Origin of the sequence: Halomonas sp. G11 (assembly GCF_001663515.1) — a bacterium.
Classification (GTDB): domain Bacteria; phylum Pseudomonadota; class Gammaproteobacteria; order Pseudomonadales; family Halomonadaceae; genus Vreelandella.
The window spans coordinates 100,598-121,399 of the sequence record NZ_LYXG01000040.1 but is presented as its reverse complement, the minus strand read 5'-3'; the positions used below and the strand labels follow the sequence as shown (position 1 = coordinate 121,399).

Below are 20,802 nucleotides of genomic sequence, written 5' to 3'. Positions count from 1 at the left end.
AACTGAACGTCTGGGAGGATTCAATACTGATGGCTCTATTATCCAGCTGGTGGTGGCTGCGTCGACTTAAATCTCGTGCTTGGGTATTCAAGCGTATGTGGCGTGCGCTGACATTGTTTTTTCCCATGACCCGTGACGTCGTCAGAGGCCGTTTTCGGCCTGTGCCCTGGTCAGCTTTCGGGTTGATGGCGGTGGCGCTGATTTATCTGGTGTTACCGTTTGATTTGATCCCCGATTTTCTGATGTTGATAGGCGTGGTCGACGATGCCGTCGTTGTTGGTTGGCTGCTCAACCGCATGGACCAGCAGTTGGCTGGCTATCGCGCCTGGAAATACCCCGACAGCGAATCCACTGATTCGCCGCACACGGCCGCTTGAAAAATTTTCCCTCAGCCCCATATCTCGTTCACACCGATTTTTATGCCTTTGCCATCTTGGCGAGGCGCTTTACGTACCGAGATCAATGAGGGCTGAGCGAATGTCCAACACGACCCACGAAGAAACTCTTGGCTTTCAAACGGAAGTTAAGCAGCTGTTGAATCTGATGATTCACTCGCTGTACTCAAATCGGGAAATTTTCCTGCGCGAGCTGATATCCAACGCTGCCGACGCCTGCGACAAGCTACGCTATGCGGCCCTGGACAACGACGGGCTCTACGAAGGCGACAGCGAGCTACGTGTCGAAATCGAACACGATGCCGACGCCGGAACGATCACTCTGCGCGACAACGGTATCGGCATGACGCGTGATGATGTGATTGCCAACCTGGGCACCATTGCGCGCAGTGGTACGTCCGAGTTCCTCAAGCAGTTGTCAGGTGAACAGCAGAAAGATGCCAAGTTGATCGGTCAGTTCGGCGTGGGTTTCTATTCCAGCTTTATTGTCGCCGACGATGTGACGGTTCGCACACGCAAGGCTGGCGAAGACGCAAGCACCGGCGTGGAATGGCGTTCGAAAGGCGAGGGCGAGTTCACCGTCGCTGACATCGATCTCGAACAGCACGGCACCGAAATTACCCTGCACCTGAAAGACGACGCCAAGGAATTCGCTGACGACTTTCGTCTGCAGAACCTGGTGCGCAAGTACTCGGACCATATCGAAGTGCCGGTACGCATGCCCAAGACCGAAACCGCCAAGGACGATGATGGCAATCCGGTCGAAGGCAGCGAGGTGACCACCTGGGAAACCATCAACGAAGCCACGGCCCTCTGGGTGCGCCCCAAGAGCGAAATTTCCGACGACGAGTACAAGGCGTTCTACAAGCACGTGGCCCACGACTTCAGTGACCCGCTCACCTGGAGCCACAACAAGGTGGAAGGCAAGCTGGAATATACCAGCCTGTTGTTTGTACCCGGTCGCGCGCCGTTTGACATGTTCGACCGCGACGGTGCCCGGGGTGTAAAGCTCTACGTGCAGCGCGTCTTCATCATGGACGATGCCGAGCAGTTCCTGCCGCTTTACCTGCGTTTCATCAAAGGCGTGCTGGATACCCGCGACCTGTCGCTCAACGTCTCCCGCGAGCTTCTGCAGCAGGATCCCAAGGTCGACAAGATCAAGGGCGCCCTGACCAAGCGCGCGCTGGATATGCTCAAGAAGCTCGCCAAGGATAGCGAGCAGTACCAAACCTTCTGGAACACCTTCGGTAACGTCCTCAAGGAAGGCCCGGGTGAAGACGCCGCCAACCGTGAGAAAATCGCCGGTCTGCTGCGCTTTGCCTCGACGCACACCGATACGGCCGCCCAGGAGCATTCGCTTGCCGACTACGTCGGGCGCATGAAAGAAGGTCAGCAGAAGATCTATTACGTGGTGGCCGACAGCTTCAATGCCGCCAAGCACAGCCCTCACCTGGAAATCTTCCGCAAGAAAGGCATCGAGGTGCTGCTGCTTTCCGACCGCATCGACGAGTGGCTGATGAGCCACCTTACCGAGTTCGACGGCAAATCCTTTGCTGACGTGGGTAAAGGCGAGCTCGATCTTGGCGATGTGGAAGATGAAGCCGAGAAAAAAGAGCAGGAAGAAACCGCCAAAGCCAAGGAATCATTGGTCAAGCGGGTCAAGGAAGCCTTGGGCGAAGGTGTGCAGGACGTCAAGGTTACCCACCGCCTCACCGACTCGCCGGCCTGTGTGGTGCTGCCGGAGCACGAAATGGGCTATCAGATGCGCCGCATCATGGAAGCCGCCGGACAGCCGCTGCCCGAGGTCAAGCCGATTCTGGAGCTGAATCCCAGCCACTCACTGGTGGCACGCCTGGAAAGCGCCGATGACGGGCTGTTTGCCGACCTGGCCCATATCCTGCTGGACCAGGCGATTATCGCCGAAGGCGGCCACCTGGATGATCCGGCCGCTTACGTGAAGCGCCTCAACGGGGTGCTGGCGGCATAACGCTTACTTGACGGCGTATAACGGCCCCTTGGGGAGTTACCCCAAGCGGGCCGTTTGTTTTTGTCGTACCCTTCAGCGAGGCTTATCGTCTTTCGCTTACCAACGATCCGGGATTTCCATGGCTGAGCAGCAGATTCAGGTCGCCGTACTGGGCGGCGGTAGTTTTGGCACTGCCCTGGCAAGCATTGCCGCTGACAACGGCGCGCAGGTGCGTCAATGGATGCGCGATGAAGCGCTGGTGGAACAGATCAATCGGGAGCGACGCAACGGTCGCTATTTGCCGAATTATGCCATTAACCCCGCGGTACAGGCGTCCACCGACCTTGAAACGGTGCTCCACGACGCTGAGCTGGTGCTGATTGCGATTCCGTCCCAGGCCTTTCGCAGCGTCGTTCAGGCGGCCAAGCCGTGGCTAAGGCCCGAGCAGATCCTGGTCAGTACCACCAAGGGGATTGAGCAATCCGGCTTTTTATTGATGAGCCAGGTGCTGGAGCAGGAAACCGGCTTTACCCATATCGGGGTGATTGCGGGTCCCAACCTCGCCTCGGAAATTGCCGATAAACAGCTCACCGCCACGGTGATCGCCAGCGCCGATGCCTTGACCCGCACCCGGGTTCAGCAGGCGCTGGGTTGCCGCTACTTCCGTGTCTATGCCAGCAATGACCGCCATGGTGTCGAACTGGGCGGGGCGCTGAAAAATATCTACGCCATCGCCGCGGGCATGGCCGCGGCACTCGGCATGGGTGAGAATACCCGCAGCATGCTGATGACCCGGGCATTGGCCGAAATGAGCCGTTTCGCCGTTGCCCAGGGGGCCAACCCCATGACGTTTTTGGGCCTTGCCGGGGTGGGGGATTTAATCGTCACCTGCTCGTCGAACTTGTCGCGTAATTACCGGGTAGGGCACGCCATCGGCGAGGGGCGCACCCTGGACGAAGCTGTGGATGCCCTTGGCCAGGTGGCCGAAGGCGTCAATACCGTCAGGCTGGTCTGCACCAAGGCGGCCGAGATTGGCGTGTACATGCCGCTGGCCGAAGGGCTGTATCACGTGCTGTTCGACGGCGTGCCGCCACAGGACATGGCAAAAACGCTGATGATGGGTGAGCAAAGCAGTGACGTCGAGTTCATCCTTCCCCGCGAAGACGTTCAGCAAGCTCACCGGGAAACAGGGGGGTGGCATGACTGATCAAGCGCAGCGACTCTGGCTGATGCGCCACGGCGAAGCGGGCCCCGGTCGGCCCGATGACCAGCGCACGCTGACATCGCACGGCGAGCAGGAAGTCGCCAAGGTCGGGGCGTGGCTGGCCGCGCAGATAGCCGCCCAGCCAGGGTCGCCGCCGAGGCTGCTGGCAAGTCCCTATCGCCGCGCCCAGCAGACGGCCTTTCGGTTGAGTGCGGCGCTGTCGGTGCCGGTGGAAACCCTGCCGCTGATCACCCCGGACGACGCCCCCGAAGCGGTCATCGACTGGCTGGTCGAGCAGACCGATGAACGACTGATTCTTGTCAGCCATATGCCGCTGGTTGGGGAGCTTGCCGAGACGCTGGTCGACGGTCGTTCAGCCCGCGGAGTTGGATTTCCCACCGCAGGCCTTGCCGAGTTCACCGCGCCGGTATGGGCAAAAGGCTGCGCGCAGCTGCAACGCTTTGTGCATCCCGGACAGTTAACGTAGCGAAAAAAAACGGCCGCAAACGCGGCCGTTTTAAGTTGGCAAGGGGGGCCCTAGAGCAGCGCGTCCAGCTTCTCTTTCAGCAGGCCATTGACCTGCTGCGGATTGGCGGTCCCTCGCGAGGCCTTCATGACTTGGCCGACAAAGTAGCCAATCATCTTGCCGCGTTTCTCGGGTTCGGCGTCGCAGTACTGCGCCACCTGAGCGGGGCTGTCGGCAATCACCTGGTCAATCATCGCTTCGATGGCGCCGGTGTCGGTGACCTGCTTCAACCCCTTTGCCTCGATGATGGCATCGGCGCTTGCGCCTTCACCGTGCCACAGTGCCTGGAAAACCTGTTTGGCGGCTTTGCCGTTAATGGTGTCGTCAAGTACCCGCTGGACCAGTTCACCCAGTTGGTTGGCGCTGACCGGGCTGTTGGCGATGCTGAGGTTTTCGCGGTTGAGCGCGCCGGACAGCTCACCCTGCACCCAGTTGGCGGCCTGTTTGGCGTCGCCACAGACGCGATGGACGGCCTCGAAATATTCGGCCATGTCGCGGCTGGCGGAAAGCACGGAGGCATCGTAGGCCGACAGCCCCAGCGCCTGCTGAAAGCGCTCGCGTTTTTCAGCAGGCAGCTCCGGTAGCTGGCTGCGCAGATGGTCCAGGTAGGCCTGGTCGAGTACCACCGGCAGAAGGTCGGGGCAGGGGAAGTAGCGGTAGTCGTTGGCTTCTTCCTTGGTGCGCATGCTGCGTGTCTCGTCGCGCTCAGGGTCGAACAGACGCGTCTCCTGGACGACCTTGCCGCCGTCCTCGATCAGTTCGATCTGCCGCTCGACTTCAAAGGCAATGGCCTTTTCCACAAAGCGGAAAGAGTTGACGTTCTTGATCTCGGCCCGGGTGCCGAAGGCTTCCTGCCCCTTGGGGCGCACCGAGACGTTGACGTCGCAGCGCATCGACCCCTCCGCCATGTTGCCGTCGGAAATGCCCAGATAGGTGACGATCGAGTGAATCGCCTTGAGGTAGGCGGCCGCCTCTTTGGCACTGCGCATATCCGGCTCGGAGACGATCTCCAGCAGCGGCGTGCCTGCACGATTCAGGTCAATGCCGGTCATGCCATGGAAGTCTTCGTGCAGCGACTTGCCCGCGTCCTCTTCCAGGTGGGCATGGTGGATGCGGATCTGCTTGGTGGTGTCGTCGTCCAGGGTAATCTCCACCTCGCCGTGGCCGACGATGGGGTGGTACATCTGACTGGTCTGATAACCCTTGGGCAGGTCCGGGTAGAAGTAGTTCTTGCGATCGAACACCGATACTTCAGCGATATCGGCATGCACGGCCAGACCAAACTGCACCGCCATGGCCACCGCCTGCTCGTTGAGTACCGGCAGCACACCCGGCAGGCCGAGGTCGACCGCGCAAGCCTGGCTGTTCGGCTCGGCGCCAAATGCTGTCGAGGCGCCAGAGAAAATCTTTGAGTGGGTGGCGAGCTGAACGTGGACTTCTAGCCCAATCACGGTTTCCCATTGCATTAGGCGCTCTCCTCGGCAAAATCAGGGCGTTGCAAGTGCCAATCGGTCGTTTGCTGGAACTGGTGGGCGACGTTCAACAGCTGGGCTTCGGCAAAGTGGGTGCCCAGTATCTGCAGGCCGATCGGACGGCCACCGGCGAAGCCGGCCGGTACGCTGATGCCGGGGATGCCCGCCAGGTTGACAGCAATCGTATAAATGTCCTGCAGGTACATGGATACCGGATCCTTCTTGGCGCCCAGATCAAAAGCCGGTGTCGGTGAGGCAGGGCCCATCAGGACGTCCACATCTTCAAAGGTATCCAGGAAGTCCTGGCGAATCAGACGGCGAACCTTCTGCGCCTTGGTATAATAGGCGTCAAAGAAGCCTTCCGACAGCGTGTGAGTACCGATCAGGATACGACGTTGTACCTCGTCGCCGAAGCCCTCGGCCCGCGAGCGCTTGTAGAGGTCGATCAGGTCGCTTGGGTCGTCGCAGCGGTGCCCAAAACGCACGCCGTCAAAGCGTGACAGGTTGGAGGAGGCTTCGGCAGGTGCAATGACGTAATACGCAGGGATGGCGTAATGCGTGTGAGGCAGGCTGACATCCCGCACGGTAGCGCCCAGCGACTCATAGACGCTAACCGCCTCACGCACGGCTTTTTCGACCTCAGGGTCGAGGCCTTCGCCGAAGTACTCTTTAGGGAGGCCGATTTTCAGCCCTGAAAGCGGCGCATTGAGCGTTTCCGCGTAGTCGGGCACCCCGCGGGCCACACTGGTGGAGTCGCGTACATCATGACCCGCCATGACGTTCAACAGGTGCGCGCAGTCTTCTGCGCTGCGTGCCATGGGACCCGCCTGGTCGAGGCTTGAGGCGTAGGCGATCATGCCGTAGCGGGAAACGCGTCCGTAGGTCGGTTTGAGGCCGGTAATCCCGCAGAACGCCGCTGGCTGACGAATCGAGCCGCCGGTATCGGTGCCCAGCGCTGCCGGCGTGAGCCCCGCGGCCACCGCCGCGGCGCTGCCGCCGGAGCTGCCACCGGGCACGGCGGTGAGGTCCCAGGGGTTTTTGACCGGTCCGTAGTAGCTGTTTTCGTTGGACGAGCCCATGGCAAACTCATCCATGTTGGTCTTGCCTAGGGTAACCGTGCCCGCTGTCTTGAGCTTTTCCACCACGGTGGCATCGTAAGGCGCGTCGAAATTATCCAGCATTCTGGAGCCGCAGCTGGTTTTGATGCCCTGGGTGCAAAAAATGTCCTTCAGTGCCAATGGCACGCCCGTCAACAGACTCGCCGTGCCTTTGGCGCGCGCCTGGTCGGCGGTGTCGGCCTGTTCCAGGGCCTGATCAGCGGTGACGGTAATAAAACTGTTCAGGATGGCACCGCTCTGCTGAATGCGTTGCAGGTAGTGTTCAGTTAACTCGCGGCTGGATAGTTCACCGCTGCCCAGCGCCTTGGCGAGTTGTGTCAGTGTCTTGTCGTGCATGACCTGAGAGCTCCGTTCGAAGCAAAAGATAAGGATGAAAAGACGGCTAATGCCTTGGTGATGCGTTATTCGACCACACGGGGCACCAGGTACAGACCGTTTTCAACCGCTGGGGCGCAGCGCTGGAAAGTGTCGCGCTGGTTGGTTTCGGTGACTTCGTCGGCGCGCAGGCGCTGGGTGGCATCGAGCGGATGGGCCAGGGGCGCAACGCCGTCGGTGTTGACGCCTTGCAGCTGGTCGACCATGTCCAGAATCCGGCTCAGGTCCTCTACGAAACCGCTGGCTTGGTCATCGCTGACGGCGATCCGGGCTAGATGAGCGGCCCGGCGCACATGAGAGTCTTCAAGCGCCATGATCGGAAATTCCTCGCGAAGGTGATGGAACATATCCCGCATTACGCGGTATACAGTCAGTTATTGTAATAACGTCTTGTATCGCAGATGTGTAAAATAGCCGCAAAATGTACCACATCTTGGCGCAAACGGGCAGTGTCTGGCGCGACTCGTGCTTGCTGCCAGGGGGTTGCGGTGATACCGTTTGCATCCGCACAGGGTTCCCAGTCTGCACTAGGTATCAACATCCATGTTCAAACGTCTGAGGGGGCTGTTTTCCAGCGATCTATCGATCGACCTGGGTACGGCCAACACACTGATTTACGTACGCGGTCGTGGCATTGTCCTTGATGAGCCATCCGTCGTTGCTATCCGTCAATCCGGTAATATGCGCAGCGTCGCGGCAGTAGGTGCCGACGCCAAGCGTATGCTGGGGCGTACGCCGGGTAATATCACGGCTATTCGCCCAATGAAAGACGGCGTCATCGCTGACTTTACCGTCACCGAACAAATGCTTCAGCACTTTATCCGCAAAGTGCATCAAAGCACCTTCATTACCCCCAGCCCGCGCGTGCTGGTCTGCATCCCCTATATGGCGACGCAGGTGGAGCGCCGCGCGATTCGCGAGTCCGCGGAAGGCGCTGGCGCTCGCCGTGTGGACCTGATCGAGGAGCCCATGGCGGCGGCGATTGGTGCCGGGCTGCCCGTGGAAGAAGCCCAGGGGTCAATGGTCGTGGATATCGGCGGCGGTACCACTGAAATTGCGATCATTTCGCTCAACGGTATTGTCTATTCCGAATCCATTCGCGTGGGTGGCGACCGCTTCGACGAAGCGATTATCGCCTACGTGCGTCGTCATTACGGCAGCCTGATTGGTGAAGCCACGGCTGAGCGTATCAAGGAAGAAATTGGTTGTGCTTATCCTGGCGGCGAGCTGCGCGAGATCGATGTGCGCGGGCGAAACCTGGCTGAAGGGATTCCGCGCAGCTTTACGCTCAATTCCCACGAAATTCTCGAAGCACTTCAGGAGACACTGGGCTCGATTGTCGCCGCGGTAAAAAATGCGCTTGAGCAATCACCCCCCGAACTGGCGTCTGATATTGCCGAGCGGGGACTGGTACTGACCGGTGGTGGCGCATTGCTGCGTGATATCGACAAGCTGATCGCTGAAGAAACCGGGCTGCCCGTGATCGTGGCGGAAGACCCGTTGACCTGTGTGGCCCGCGGTGGCGGCAAAGCGCTGGAAATGATCGATCAGCACACCTTTGAGTTGCTGTCGAGCGACTGATCGCAGCGGTTAATCGCGGGGGATTTGCCTATTAAACCGCTGTTTTCGCATGGTCCTTTACCGGGATATCGGCTGTTTTTCTGCGTGCTGGTTGCCAGTGCGCTGATGTTCGTCGACCAGCGTTTCACACGTATGGAAAGCGTGCGTGCCCAGATGTCAGTGGTGGTCGCCCCCATCCAGTGGGTGGTGGGCGTTCCCAGCCGGGTTCTGGATTGGGGGTCGCTGGCACTTTCAGACCAGCAAGCGCTCGTTGATGAAAATCAGCGCCTGCGTGAGCAAATTCTGACGCTGTCACACCGCGGGCAGCGAATGGCGAACCTCACCAGGGAAAACGCTGAACTACGGCGTTTGCTTGGCGCTGCCCAGCAGCGCGATATCCCCTTTATGACCGCGGAGCTGCTGTCCCTCGACAATGACCCCTTCAGTCATCAGATGGTGGTGGATCGGGGGCATCGCCACGGTGCCTATGTGGGCCAGCCGGTCATCGATGCCACCGGGCTAGTCGGTCAGGTAACAGCGGTTTCGACCTACTCCAGCCGTGTGCTGCTGGTAGCCGATGCCAGCCATGCCCTGCCGGTGCAGGTCAATCGCAATGGTTTGCGCTTCATTGTCCAGGGGACGGGGCGCTATGATCATGTGAAAGTGTTGCATGTGCCGAACACGGCGGATATCCGCGAAGGTGATCTGTTGACAACGTCTGGCTTGGCAGGGCGATTTCCACCTGGCTATCCCGTTGCGCGTGTCACCAAGGTCGAGCATGACCCGGGGCAGCCGTTTGCTCAGGTCACCGCGGAGCCGATGGCTCAGCTGAAACGCTCACGCCATTTTCTGCTTCTTTCCCCGCCGCCCCAAATACCAGATGATGAGCAACACTGGGACGACTCCCTGCGGGTCTCGGTCGATGCGTTACGCAGTGCGCGTCAGGTGGCCAACCCTGACGGTGAATCATCTACCCAGGAGGTGCCCTGATGCCCCGCGTTCCGGTCACGCCTTTGGTGGTGGTGTGGTTGACCTTGCTGATGGCGCTGTGTCTGCAGGTGATGCCTCTAGGTGATGAGTGGCAGGTATTCCGGCCCCAGTGGCTGGGGTTGATGATGATCTATTGGTGTATGCGCGAGCCCGATCAAGTGGGAGTTTTCCACGGCTTTGTGCTGGGTATTCTGCTGGATTTGATCGAGGGAACGCCTTTGGGCCATCACGCCATCATGTTCTCCCTGCTGGCATTCTTGTGCGCGCTGGTCTATGCCCGTTTTCGTGCCTACTCACTGCTCCAGCAGGCGTTGCTGGTGCTAGTGCTACTTGGGCTGGTACAGCTGGTCGACCAGTGGCTGCGTAGCCTGGTGGGAGATTTTTCCATTCATCTGGCGTTCTTGACCTCGTCGCTGGTCAGCGCCGTGCTATGGCCTTGGCTTGCGACGATGTTTGCCGCACTACAGCGTCGTTCTGCCGGTAGCTGATCGCACGGCGCCGTCCTGAGTCACCGATGTGGAGCCGATATGTTGGAACCAGAGCTGGTCTTGTGTCTGGCGTCTGCCTCGCCACGCCGCCAGGCGTTGCTCGCATCGATTGGCGTTTCAGTCCAGGTTGAGCCCTGCAACATTGACGAAACCCCCTTGCCTGGCGAGCCCGCCGAGCGTTATGTCGTCCGTTTGGCTCAGGCCAAGGCCCAAGCGGCGATGCCCTTGACCGCGCTGCCGACACTGGGCTCGGATACGGCGGTCGTGGTGGATGGACAGATTTTAGGCAAACCCGACGATAAGTCCCACGCTGCGAGCATGCTGCGGCGTCTCTCGGGGCGGCAGCATGACGTATTGACAGGGGTCGCGGTGACGGGTCCCAAGGGGGTCTTGACGTGCTGCGTGACAACCCGCGTGACGCTGCGCGATATCAGCAACGCAGAGATAGCGGCCTACTGGAAAACGGCTGAGCCATGCGACAAGGCGGGCGGTTATGCCATCCAGGGCATGGCGTCGGTATTCGTGGCAGGCATTGAGGGCAGCCACTCGGCAGTGGTGGGGCTGCCACTTTTTGAAACAGCGTGCTTGCTGCGTCGTCAGGGGGTACCGTTATGGAATGGACATTTACCCGCGTAAACCCACAAGGATTTTTGCATGAGCGGTGAGGTTCTGATTAATCTGACGCCGATGGAGACCCGCGTGGCGCTGGTCGAAAACGGCGTGCTGCAAGAGGCGCTCATCGAGCGTTCCCGTCGGCGCGGTATTGTCGGCAATATCTACAAAGGCAAGATCGTACGTGTACTGCCTGGAATGCAGGCTGCCTTTGTTGATATTGGCCTCGAACGTGCCGCCTTTATCCATGCCCAGGAAGTGATGCCCCCGGGCACCTCCGTTGACGAGCAGCAGACCATTGGTCAGTTGCTGCATGAAGGCCAGGCGCTGGTCGTGCAGGTCACCAAGGACCCGATTGGTAGCAAAGGTGCGCGGTTGACCACGCATCTTTCGGTTCCCTCCCGTTACCTGGTCTACATGCCCGATTCGCCTCACCATGGCGTTTCCCAGCGTATTGAAGACGAGCGTGAGCGTGAGCGGCTGAAGGCGTTGCTGGATAACAGTATCGGCGAGCAAACGCTGGAGGTAAGCGGCGGCTTTATCGTGCGTACCGCCGCTGAAGGCGTGGGCGATGAAGAGCTTATCGGCGATATGCATTTTCTGCTTCGCCTATGGCGCAAGGTCAGTGAGCGTAAAATTTCAGCGGCGCCCGCAACGGTCATCTACGATGATCTGCCTCTGTTCATGCGCACCTTGCGTGATGTCATGCGCGACGATATCGAAAAGATCCGCATCGACTCCCGGGAAAACTTTGTCAGGCTGATTGAGTTTGCCGAGGAGTTCATGCCCGACGCCGTGGACCGTATCGAGTATTATCCCGGTGAGCGACCCATTTTTGACCTGTACAGCGTCGAAGACGAGATCCAGAAAGCGCTGGGCCGCAAGGTACAATTGAAGTCGGGTGGCTATCTGGTGATTGATCCCACCGAGGCAATGACCACCATTGACGTCAACACCGGCGGCTATGTCGGCCATCGCAATCTGGAAGAAACCATCTTCAAGACCAACCTGGAGGCGGCGACGTCGATCGCCCGGCAACTGCGCCTGCGTAACCTGGGCGGCATCATCATTATCGACTTTATCGATATGGAAGATGCCGAACACCAGCGCCAGGTACTGCGTGTGCTGGAAAAGGCCCTGGAACGTGACCATGCCAAGACAAAATGCACCGGTGTCACTGAACTTGGCCTGGTGCAGTTGACCCGCAAGCGGACCCGGGAAAGCCTGGAGCAAACCCTGTGCGAAGCATGCCCTACCTGCAGTGGTAGAGGCACCCTCAAAACCCCCGAGACCGTGTGCTACGAGATTTTTCGCGAGATTCTTCGTGAAGAGCGGGCCTACAGTGCCGAGACGTACATGGTGTTGGCTTCCCAGCCGGTCGTTGATCGCCTGTTGGATGAAGAGTCCGCTGCGGTTGCAGATCTGGAAACTTTTATCAACAAGACGATACGTTTTCAGGTAGAACAGCACTATTCTCAAGAGCAGTACGATATTGTGTTGATGTAATCCATGACGACTCGCCCGGTGGTGCATACTGCATTGAGAATCGCCGCGTGGTGGCTCGGCGCGCTGGCGATCATTCTGCTGTTAGTGCGCCTGGCGATGAGCCAGGCGGATGCCCTGACGCCTCGTATAGAGGCATTCCTGGAATCCCAGGTGGGTGTGCCGGTTCACATTGAGCGGCTAACGCTTGCCCTTCAGCGCAATGATATCGAACTCATGGTGGGCGATGTCAGCGCACAAACGCCTAACGGCTACCCCCTTTTCAAGCTGGCCCACGCCACTCTGCGGCTGGACGTGTGGGCGTCGCTTAAAGCACGCGCGCCTATTTTCAACGACGCCGATATTCGCGGCACCGAATTCCACCTGTATCGACTCTTCAGTGATCGATGGGAGTGGCCAGCGCCCGCCAAACTGCCAGTGGTGGAAGAACAGCCTGATATCAATCTAACCGCGCTCGATCGTTGGGTGGGGATCTTGCTCCGCCAACGGTTAAGCGTGGAAGATACCCGTCTGGTGCTGCACGGTGAGGATAATACGGTTGATTTGCATGCGCCGACCCTGTTGCTGGGGGGCGACGAACAGCACACCCAGCTTGAAGGCAGTATCAATATTATTGATCAGTCAGACGGTGAGCCTTCAAGTCCATTGCCGGTGGCGTTTCTGCAGGCGGAGGTTTCTCCGGGGGAAGACGGATATCGAGACTTCTCGGCGGCGTTGAACGTGGATGTTCAGCTTGACAATTTGGCTCTGCTGGCGGATGTCATACGACCCGAGTATGTCCCCCAGGTTACCCAGGCGGGGGGGGACGCGCGTCTTTGGGGGCAATGGTACAAAGGCCAACTGGACCGGGCGCGTATCGGGGTGGATATACCCCAGTTGACGCTGCGCCACGACGTACAGCGGGCAATATTACGAAATGTAGAAGCCTTGGGCCAGTGGCAGCGCGACGGCAAGGGTGGCGAAGCCTGGGTAAGTGGTGACGCTGAGAATGTCGAGTGGGCAAAGCCTTCGGGGGTCAGTGAAGGCCCCGCGCTGCCAAGGCATTGGTACCTGACCCACCAGCCCAGTGATTGGGAGCTGCGCACCAGTGCCTTTGAGCTGGCGTCACTCGCCGCATGGCGCGACTATGTGCCGATGCCGGAATCGGTGACCCGGGTGTTGCAAACGCTTGCGCCGCGTGGCCAGGTAGAAGGGTTTCGGATCGGTCAGAAGGAAGGTGAATGGGGCGTTGATGCGGCCATCAGCAGTCTCGAAGTACTGCCCTGGGAACAGGCACCCGGCGGAGGCCCCTTGGATGCCTGGGTGCAGGCGCGTGATTTCAGGGGGCGCGTTCAATTTGCTAACCGTCGCGAAAGTACGCTTTATTTTCCAGAACTCTTTGATGCCCCCATGCAGTTACGGCATGCCTCAGGCCAGGTGGAATGGGTTTACGATGGCCCGCGTGCCTTGGTCAGCGGGCGCGATATCGCGCTTGATTGGGAGGGGGCGAGCGTCACCGGTGGCTTTGGATTAGTCACCGATGCTGATCGTGGGCACTTCGGCCTGGACATTGATTTTAAGGATGTCGATGCCCTGGAGAACCCGCTCGCGCAGTGGGTGCCAATGAAGGCACTAGCGCCGGAATTGCGCGACTGGTTGGGTAGCGGAGTGGGTGGCTATGTCACGCAAGGCGCGTTAAAGCTCAGCCAGCCTTTGGGCGATGACGTCAGCGACGATGCGTTAACCTCCACCCTTGAACTGACGTTGCGTGATGGGTACCTGCCCATTGCGCCTGACTGGCCGCAGATCGAGGACTTAGCCGGTCGCCTGAAGTGGCAAAACGGGCGTCTTCTGGCTGAGGTTGAGCGTGGGCAAACGCAAGGCGTCATGCTTAGCAATGGCGAAGTGCGGTTGCAGGATGAGGCGCTGAACCTGTCGGGGCAGTGGCAGGCAAGCGGGCAAGACGCGCTGGCGTTCTTGTCGGCGATGCCCGATATCGATACACCTGAGATTAACGCATTGGCGCTTCAGGGCGATATTGATGGAGACGTGGCGCTTGCCATGTCGCTGGATAAGGAAGACGACTTCACTCTTGAAGTCAACGCCGAACCCAGAGGCATGCAGATAGGCTATGGTGAGCTTGCGGAGCGCATCGAGTCGCTGCAGGGCCGGATTACCTGGCAGCAACAGGGCGAGCAAGGCGTACTGGTTGGCCAATTGAACGGGCGGCTATTGAATGGCGCGATTCAAGCAGCGATTGATACCCGGAAAGACAGCGTCGCCCTTCAGGGGGATGCGTCGGCCCGCGGGTTGCTGGGGCTGGCAGGGCTGAGCCCTGAAGTGGCGAGCTCGCTTGCCGAAGGGCGGTCATCCTGGCGGGGGCAGCTAACCCTGTCGCCCACCCCCCAGTTGGCGTTGGAAAGTAACTGGCAAGGCATGGCCATCAAGCTGCCTGCTCCCTTTGCCAAGAGTGCCCAGCAGGCATGGCCCTGGACACTGACGGCTGACCTTGAGCCGTTACGTATCCAGAGTCGCTTGGCGGATATTGCCGATTTACATATCCAGTCTACCGGCGGTCAGCTCGCAGGCAGCGTACGCCTGGATCGGGCTTCTCGCCGCACGTCGGACTGGCGGCAGACGCCAGGCTGGCAACTGACTGCCGAGCTCGAACGGCTGGATATCGCCGCTTGGCAGCGGGCATTATCTCCCCTCATTCAGGGCAGCGGCGCGGCAGACGCTGACGATACGTCAATGGCAACGCTCCCGCCGCTTTCGCTGAATATCGCCACGCCCTGCGTGGTTTATAAGCAGGCTTGCCTGGCTGGGGGGACTGCCGAGGGTAGCCTGCGCGACAGCAAGCTGTCGCTGATGCTTGATAGCGATGTGGTAAGAGGGCGTGTTGAGTACCGCCCCACTGGGCCGACACCATTGGATATTGCGCTCACTCAGCTGTCCCTGGGCCCCATTGTGGAGGCGGTGGCGAGGGATGGTCGGGAGCAGCCAACGGCGCCTATGCCGTCTTCCTGGACCGAGTCAGTTCAGACAACGACGCCAGATGCATCGACCCCGATGGCCTTGCCCGAGTGGCTGGCGGATGTTCCCGATGGCCGTTTGCGGCTGTCCGAGATGTTGCTCGACGGCAAGCGAATGGGCCCTTTAACGGCGTTCTGGCATGCCGATGGTAACGGCTTTTCGCTGGAGCCCGTCGGCTTGACGCTGGGGCAGCTCACCGCCGCCGGTTCGCTGCATTGGGAAGGGGGGAGCGCCACCAGTCGGACGCGTACGGACGTGTCGATCAAGGGTGGCAATGTCGCCACCGCGCTTGAACGCCTTGACCAGCCGGTGGCCATGCGCAGTCGCAGTACCCGGGTGGATGCGACGCTTGCCTGGCCCGGCGCCCCATGGCAGCTGGATCTCGCCAAGGCCGGGGGAGAGATGACCACCGACATCCGCGATGGTCGTTTTCTTACCCTGGAATCGGCACCGGCACGCCTGGTGGGGCTGCTAAGCTTTGACAATATCCTGCGGCGTTTGCGGCTGGACTTTTCCGACGTAACAGGTCAAGGCACGGCATTCGATCGTGTCCACGGGGCTGCCGATATCGCCAATGGCCAACTCATGCTGCGAGGCCCATTGCAAATACAGGCGCCCGCCGCCACCTTATCACTTAGTGGCGACGTTGATTTGGTGAACCGCGAACTTGATCAACGCCTTGGCGTCACATTACCGTTAAGCCAAAGCCTGCCCATGGCAGCGCTCGCCATCGGAGCGCCCGTGGTGGGCGGCGCACTGTTTTTAGCCGACCAACTATTCGGCGACGCCTTGGATCAGGTGACCACGATTTATTACCGTGTGGAGGGGCCATGGGCCTCGCCGCAAGTGACTTTAGAAGGCTCTCGATGACCGCACACACTAACGATTTACAAACCGCCGTTTCGATTTTGCTCACCCCGGGCGGGCTGACCCTTGACGCCCTGGACAGCGGCCTGGGTTACGCCATGGGAGCCGGTATCGACTATGCTGATCTTTACTTTCAGCGCTCATGGGAAGAAGGCTGGATACTGGAAGATGGTGAGGTTAAAGAGGCAAGTTACAACATTGATGGCGGCGTCGGCGTACGCGCCCTGGCCGGCGAGAAAACCGGCTTTGCCTACTCCAACCAGATCACCGCCGATGCACTGATGGATACCGGAAAAACGGCAGCCGGTATCGTGCGCAGTGGCAAGCAACTGACCGGACAGGCCGTCAACCCGGTGACGGCAGCGTCCTACTACGCGGGCATCGACCCGCTCACCGGGCTGAGCGCCGACGAAAAAGTCGCCATGCTGAAAGACGCTGACCGTATCGCCCGCGCGGCCGACCCCAGCGTCACCCAGGTGAGCGCGTCGCTTTCCGGTACCTATGAGGTGGTACTGGTACGTGCCAGTGACGGCACGCTGGCGACGGATATTCGCCCCTTGGTGCGCTTCAATGTCAGCGTGATTGCCGTCAAGAACGGCCGTCGCGAGCGTGGCAGTGCCGGTGGCGGCGGGCGTTATTCGATGTCGCGGCTGCGCGATGAACAGGTCTCGGAGCGCTATGCCAAAGAGGCGGTGCGCCAGGCGCTGGTCAATCTCGAAGCGGTGGATGCGCCCGCGGGTCAAATGCCCGTGGTGTTGGGGGCCGGCTGGCCGGGCATTCTGCTTCATGAAGCCGTAGGACACGGTCTGGAGGGAGATTTCAACCGCAAGGGAAGTTCAGCCTTTGCGGGCCGGATGGGGCAACGTGTCGCATCAAAGGGTGTCACCGTGGTGGACGATGCCACCTTGAGCGACGGTCGCGGTTCGCTCAGCGTCGATGATGAGGGCACGCCAGGGCAGTACACCTCGTTGATTGAAGACGGCGTGCTGACCGGCTATATGCAAGACAAGCTCAATGCCCGCCTGATGGGGATGGCGCCCACCGGCAACGCCCGGCGCGAGTCGTTTGCCCATTTGCCGATGCCGCGCATGACCAACACCGTCATGCTCGCCGGGCAGGATGAGCCAGACGACATTATCAAGAGCGTCAAGCGGGGTATTTACGCCGTGAGTTTTGGCGGTGGCCAGGTCGACATCACCTCCGGCAAGTTCGTGTTCTCCGCCAGCGAAGCCTATCTGATTGAAGATGGCCGCGTGACGGCGCCGGTGAAGGGCGCGACGCTGATCGGTAACGGCCCTGACGCCATGAGCCGTGTCTCGATGATCGGCCATGACATGGCGCTGGATACCGGCATTGGCGTCTGCGGCAAAGAAGGCCAGGGCGTGCCGGTGGGGGTTGGTCAGCCGACGTTGAAAGTTGACGAGCTGACCGTCGGCGGCACGCAGTCTTGAAAAAATTAAAGCTCAGCGGTATTGCGTAAAAACTTGAAAAGCTTGCGAGCGCTGGTGGGCGGCTTGTCTTGATCACGCTCGCGCCTGGCGTTGCGAATCAACTGGCGAAGGGTTTGAAGGTCGGTGTCCGGGTGCTCGTTGAGCCACTGCTCAACGGCCGGGTCGCCTTCATCGATTAGCCGGTCACGCCATTTTTCAAGTCGATGAAACGCATGGTCGCGCTGCTGCTTTTCTTGTTCGATGTTGTCGAACACGGCCTGAATGGCGGCAAGGTCTTCCTTGCGAATTAATTTGCCGACGTACTGCATATGCCGCCGACGCCCTTCATGGGAACGAATGCGAGCGGTCTCGTCGATGGCACGCAGCATGTCATCGGATAGCGGGAAACGCGCCCGCTCGGCGGGCTGCATGGCAATCAGTGTTTCCCCCAATGCCTGAAGCGCATGCATTTCGCGCTTCAACTGGGACTTGCTGGGGCGCTCTGCCATGTCGTCGTCTAGGGGCTCGGGGCGTTGTTTAGGCATCGTAGGTTCTCATCAACAGAATTCGTGGCCTTATTATATCAGGCTGCGATGCTCAATATGGATCTACCGACAATGTCGGTGGTTAAGGAGATTGTATGGCTCAAGCGTTCGACGCATCAGCCCAACAGGCACTGCTCATCCAGCGTGCTGAAAGTGCCCTGGCGATGGCTAAACGGATGGGGGCAGATGCCGCTGAGGTCGGGGCAAGTGTCGATCAGGGAATTGGCGTCAGTGTCCGCCAGGGCGAAGTGGAAACCGTCGAGCTTTCCCGTGATCAGGGCATTGCCATCACCGTGTATGTGGGACAGCGCAAGGGTAGCGCGTCGTCCACGGATGCCAGCGAGGCATCGCTTCTGGCAACCGTGGAAAAGGCCCTGTCGATTGCTCGCTATACGGGTGAGGACCCGTCGGCAGGTCTTGCCGATGCGGCGCTTATGGCGACCGATATCCCGGATTTGAAAGTCCATCACCCCTGGGCGTTAACCACCGACCGGGCCATCGAGCTGGCGCTGAGCTGTGAGCAAGCGGGCCGCGAAGTGACAGGCATCACTCAGTCGGATGGTGCTTCGCTATCGAGCGGTGAAGGCGTGCGCGTTTACGCCAACAGCCATGGCTTCGTTGGCACCCAAAAAGGGAGTCGGCATTCACTTTCCTGCGTGTTGATTGCTGAAGACGAGCAAGGCATGCAGCGTGATATGGACTATACCTCGGCGCGCAACCCTGACGATTTATCCGACCCGGCCGCCGTGGGGCGCGAGGCGGCCAGGCGTACCCTGCGTCGCTTGGGGGCCAGGCGTCCACCAACGGGCGCTTATCCGGTGCTGTTCGATCCAAGTCTGGCAAGTGGCTTGGTGGGCCATCTGATGGGCGCGCTGGCAGGCGGCGCGCTATACCGTCAGGCGTCGTTTCTGTGTGACCGACTCAATACGCCGCTGTTTCCCGATTGGTTTAGCCTTGAAGAACGACCGATGGAGATTGGTGCGACGGCAAGCTCTCCCTTTGATGGGGAAGGGGTTCAAACGCGCAACAACCGCTTTATCGAAAACGGCCAGATAGCGAGCTATATGCTGTCATCCTACAGCGCACGGCGTTTGGGAATGAATACCACGGGTAACGCCGGGGGCGCACGCAATCTGCGCATTACCGCGCCGTTATCCAGCCCGGCCGCCCTGTTCGAGCAAATGGGCACAGGTGTCTGGGTGACCGAGCTGATGGGGCAGGGCATTAACGGTGTCACGGGCGACTATTCCCGCGGTGCAGCCGGTTTCTGGGTCGAAAACGGGGTGGTGCAATACCCTATCGAAGAGTTCACCATCGCGGGTAACCTGGAACGCATGTTCGGTGCGCTTACGGGCGTGGGTGATGACATCGACCGCCGCGGCAGTATCCATTCCGGTAGCTGGCTGATTGATGGCATGACCATCGCCGGCAACTAGCCGAGCGTTGCAGACTGGGTTTTATTTGTCTTCGTCAAAGCGGGCGTCGAACAGCGATTGAATGGCATCCAGGGCCTGTTCGGCGTCATCGCCTTCTGCTTTGATGCATAACTCCGTGCCACAGGGGGCTGCGAGCATCAGCAGCGCCATGATATTGGCGGCATCGGCTTCCTGGTGCTGTTTGTAAACGCGGACATTGGCGTCAAATTGCTGACTGCATTGTACAAGCTTTGTGGCGGCCCGCGCGTGAAGGCCGCGTTGGTTAGTGAGGGTAAGTCTACGTTCTGGCACCCTGGTTCCTTTTGGCTATGAGGGTCTTCGCGATAGATGATGGTCTGGTCAACGTGGCTCGAACTAAAGCGGTGCGTTGACCGTGTATTGCAAGCCCAGCTCGCGGTGGCGTAATTGTACTTCACCCATCAGATTGGCGATGCGTTGCGCCAGTTGTTCAGCGATGTAAACCGAGCGGTGCTGACCGCCGGTACAGCCAATCGCAACCGTCATGTAGCTGCGCTGGCTGTGCTGATAGGCTGGCAGCCAGCGTTCAAGCCAGGCCTCGATATCGCGGGTCATGTCATCGACCAGTGGGTAACTGGACAAAAACGCAATGATGTCAGCGTCGCGGCCAGTGGAGCCCCGTAACGCCGGATCCCAGTAGGGATTGGGCAGGCAGCGGACATCAAAGACAATATCCGCATCCAGCGGAACGCCGCGCTTATAGCCGAAGGACTCGAAAGTCAGCGTTAGCTGGTCACGCCGCTGATGGGCGACCTGATCAGTGATGCGGCGACGAAGGTCATGCACCGAAAGCCGGGTCGTGTCGATGGTCAAATCGGCCAGGTCGCGAATCTCGTGCAGCGTTTGCTCTTCTTTGTCGATGGCTTCTTCTAGCGTGAGGCTGCTGTTGCGGGTTAACGGGTGCCGTCTGCGAGTAGCTGAATAGCGTTCCAGCAAAATGCGTGCGTCGGTGGTGAGATACACGATCTGGCACTTGATGGTCCGCTGCCGAAGCTCTTTGAGCAGTTCGGGAAGTTTGGCAAGTGCGCCTGGCAGGTTGCGTGCGTCAATACTGACAGCCAAGTGGGTGCGATCGCCCTGATCGCGCAACTCCTCCACCAGGGAATCCAGCAGCATGGCGGGCAGGTTATCAATAGCGTAATAACCCAGATCTTCCAGCGCCTGTAAAGCTATCGATTTGCCTGACCCCGATCGGCCACTAATAATGACGAGTTGCATGAAGGCTCTCTTGCTTGCGGTCAAGCGACTTGGACAAGCGACCCGGGATTAGGACGGTCCATTAAGC

General features: G+C 59.7%; 18 protein-coding genes. 12 read left to right on the top strand and 6 right to left on the bottom strand.

Going from position 1 to position 20,802, the window contains the following annotated elements; genetic code table 11:
* Positions 1 to 29 precede the first annotated feature (29 nt).
* From ADS46_RS14330 to sixA, 4 genes are all read left to right on the top strand, one after another.
* Positions 30 to 377, top strand: coding sequence for a YkvA family protein (locus tag ADS46_RS14330; protein WP_066321168.1), 348 nt, complete (start codon positions 30 to 32; stop codon positions 375 to 377).
* A gap of 100 nt (positions 378 to 477) precedes the next feature.
* Positions 478 to 2,382: a molecular chaperone HtpG gene (gene htpG, locus ADS46_RS14325; protein ID WP_066321166.1), complete on the top strand. Its 1,905-nt coding sequence runs from the start codon at positions 478 to 480 to the stop codon at positions 2,380 to 2,382.
* Between the two features lie 118 nt (positions 2,383 to 2,500).
* The gene (locus ADS46_RS14320) at positions 2,501 to 3,568 is read left to right on the top strand and encodes an NAD(P)H-dependent glycerol-3-phosphate dehydrogenase (RefSeq protein ID WP_066321164.1); all 1,068 of its coding nucleotides are present in this window, start codon (positions 2,501 to 2,503) and stop codon (positions 3,566 to 3,568) included.
* The gene (gene sixA / locus ADS46_RS14315) at positions 3,561 to 4,052 is read left to right on the top strand and encodes a phosphohistidine phosphatase SixA (RefSeq protein WP_066321162.1); all 492 of its coding nucleotides are present in this window, start codon (positions 3,561 to 3,563) and stop codon (positions 4,050 to 4,052) included. Before ADS46_RS14320 ends, sixA begins: the two co-directional genes overlap by 8 nt.
* 50 nt (positions 4,053 to 4,102) lie before the next feature.
* Here sixA and gatB read toward each other — a convergent pair whose 3' ends face one another.
* The 3 genes from gatB to gatC form a co-directional block, all read right to left on the bottom strand.
* Positions 4,103 to 5,557, bottom strand: coding sequence for an Asp-tRNA(Asn)/Glu-tRNA(Gln) amidotransferase subunit GatB (gatB, locus tag ADS46_RS14310; RefSeq protein ID WP_066321160.1), 1,455 nt, complete (start codon positions 5,555 to 5,557; stop codon positions 4,103 to 4,105).
* Positions 5,557 to 7,017, bottom strand: a complete 1,461-nt coding sequence (gene gatA / locus ADS46_RS14305; RefSeq protein WP_066321159.1) for an Asp-tRNA(Asn)/Glu-tRNA(Gln) amidotransferase subunit GatA — start codon at positions 7,015 to 7,017, stop codon at positions 5,557 to 5,559. The genes gatB and gatA overlap by 1 nt, the downstream gene beginning before the upstream one ends.
* 65 nt (positions 7,018 to 7,082) lie before the next feature.
* Positions 7,083 to 7,370, bottom strand: a complete 288-nt coding sequence (gene gatC, locus ADS46_RS14300; protein ID WP_066321240.1) for an Asp-tRNA(Asn)/Glu-tRNA(Gln) amidotransferase subunit GatC — start codon at positions 7,368 to 7,370, stop codon at positions 7,083 to 7,085.
* A gap of 229 nt (positions 7,371 to 7,599) precedes the next feature.
* Between gatC and ADS46_RS14295 the strand changes: the two genes are divergently transcribed.
* Genes ADS46_RS14295 through tldD form a run of 7 tightly spaced genes read left to right on the top strand, consistent with a single transcriptional unit; the run spans position 7,600 to position 17,539 of the window.
* Entirely contained in the window at positions 7,600 to 8,637 is a 1,038-nt protein-coding gene (locus ADS46_RS14295) for a rod shape-determining protein (RefSeq protein ID WP_066321157.1), read from the top strand.
* A gap of 24 nt (positions 8,638 to 8,661) precedes the next feature.
* A complete protein-coding gene (gene mreC / locus ADS46_RS14290) occupies positions 8,662 to 9,606 on the top strand; it encodes a rod shape-determining protein MreC (RefSeq protein WP_066321155.1) in 945 nt (314 codons plus the stop codon).
* Positions 9,606 to 10,094 (top strand): rod shape-determining protein MreD, encoded by a 489-nt coding sequence (mreD, locus tag ADS46_RS14285; RefSeq protein ID WP_066321153.1) that lies wholly within the window; start codon positions 9,606 to 9,608, stop codon positions 10,092 to 10,094. Before mreC ends, mreD begins: the two co-directional genes overlap by 1 nt.
* A gap of 39 nt (positions 10,095 to 10,133) precedes the next feature.
* On the top strand, positions 10,134 to 10,730 hold the full coding sequence (locus ADS46_RS14280) for a Maf family protein (protein ID WP_066321151.1): 597 nt from the start codon (positions 10,134 to 10,136) through the stop codon (positions 10,728 to 10,730).
* Positions 10,731 to 10,748: 18 nt separating this feature from the next.
* Positions 10,749 to 12,212: a ribonuclease G gene (gene rng / locus ADS46_RS14275; RefSeq protein WP_066321149.1), complete on the top strand. Its 1,464-nt coding sequence runs from the start codon at positions 10,749 to 10,751 to the stop codon at positions 12,210 to 12,212.
* A 3-nt stretch (positions 12,213 to 12,215) separates the two neighbouring features.
* Positions 12,216 to 16,091: a YhdP family protein gene (locus ADS46_RS14270; RefSeq protein WP_066321147.1), complete on the top strand. Its 3,876-nt coding sequence runs from the start codon at positions 12,216 to 12,218 to the stop codon at positions 16,089 to 16,091.
* Complete coding sequence (gene tldD / locus ADS46_RS14265; RefSeq protein ID WP_066321146.1) at positions 16,088 to 17,539, top strand: metalloprotease TldD; 1,452 nt, start codon at positions 16,088 to 16,090, stop codon at positions 17,537 to 17,539. The genes ADS46_RS14270 and tldD overlap by 4 nt, the downstream gene beginning before the upstream one ends.
* A 5-nt stretch (positions 17,540 to 17,544) precedes the next feature.
* Here the strand turns inward: tldD and yjgA are convergent, their stop codons facing one another.
* A complete protein-coding gene (yjgA, locus tag ADS46_RS14260; protein WP_066321144.1) occupies positions 17,545 to 18,063 on the bottom strand; it encodes a ribosome biogenesis factor YjgA in 519 nt (172 codons plus the stop codon).
* A gap of 95 nt (positions 18,064 to 18,158) precedes the next feature.
* On the opposite strand from yjgA, the gene pmbA reads away from it, so the two are divergent.
* Positions 18,159 to 19,499 (top strand): metalloprotease PmbA, encoded by a 1,341-nt coding sequence (gene pmbA, locus ADS46_RS14255; protein WP_066321142.1) that lies wholly within the window; start codon positions 18,159 to 18,161, stop codon positions 19,497 to 19,499.
* A 21-nt stretch (positions 19,500 to 19,520) separates the two neighbouring features.
* Here the strand turns inward: pmbA and ADS46_RS14250 are convergent, their stop codons facing one another.
* Entirely contained in the window at positions 19,521 to 19,790 is a 270-nt protein-coding gene (locus tag ADS46_RS14250) for an HPr family phosphocarrier protein (protein WP_066321140.1), read from the bottom strand.
* A gap of 63 nt (positions 19,791 to 19,853) precedes the next feature.
* Positions 19,854 to 20,735, bottom strand: a complete 882-nt coding sequence (gene rapZ / locus ADS46_RS14245; protein WP_066321139.1) for an RNase adapter RapZ — start codon at positions 20,733 to 20,735, stop codon at positions 19,854 to 19,856.
* Between the last annotated feature and the right edge of the window lie 67 nt (positions 20,736 to 20,802).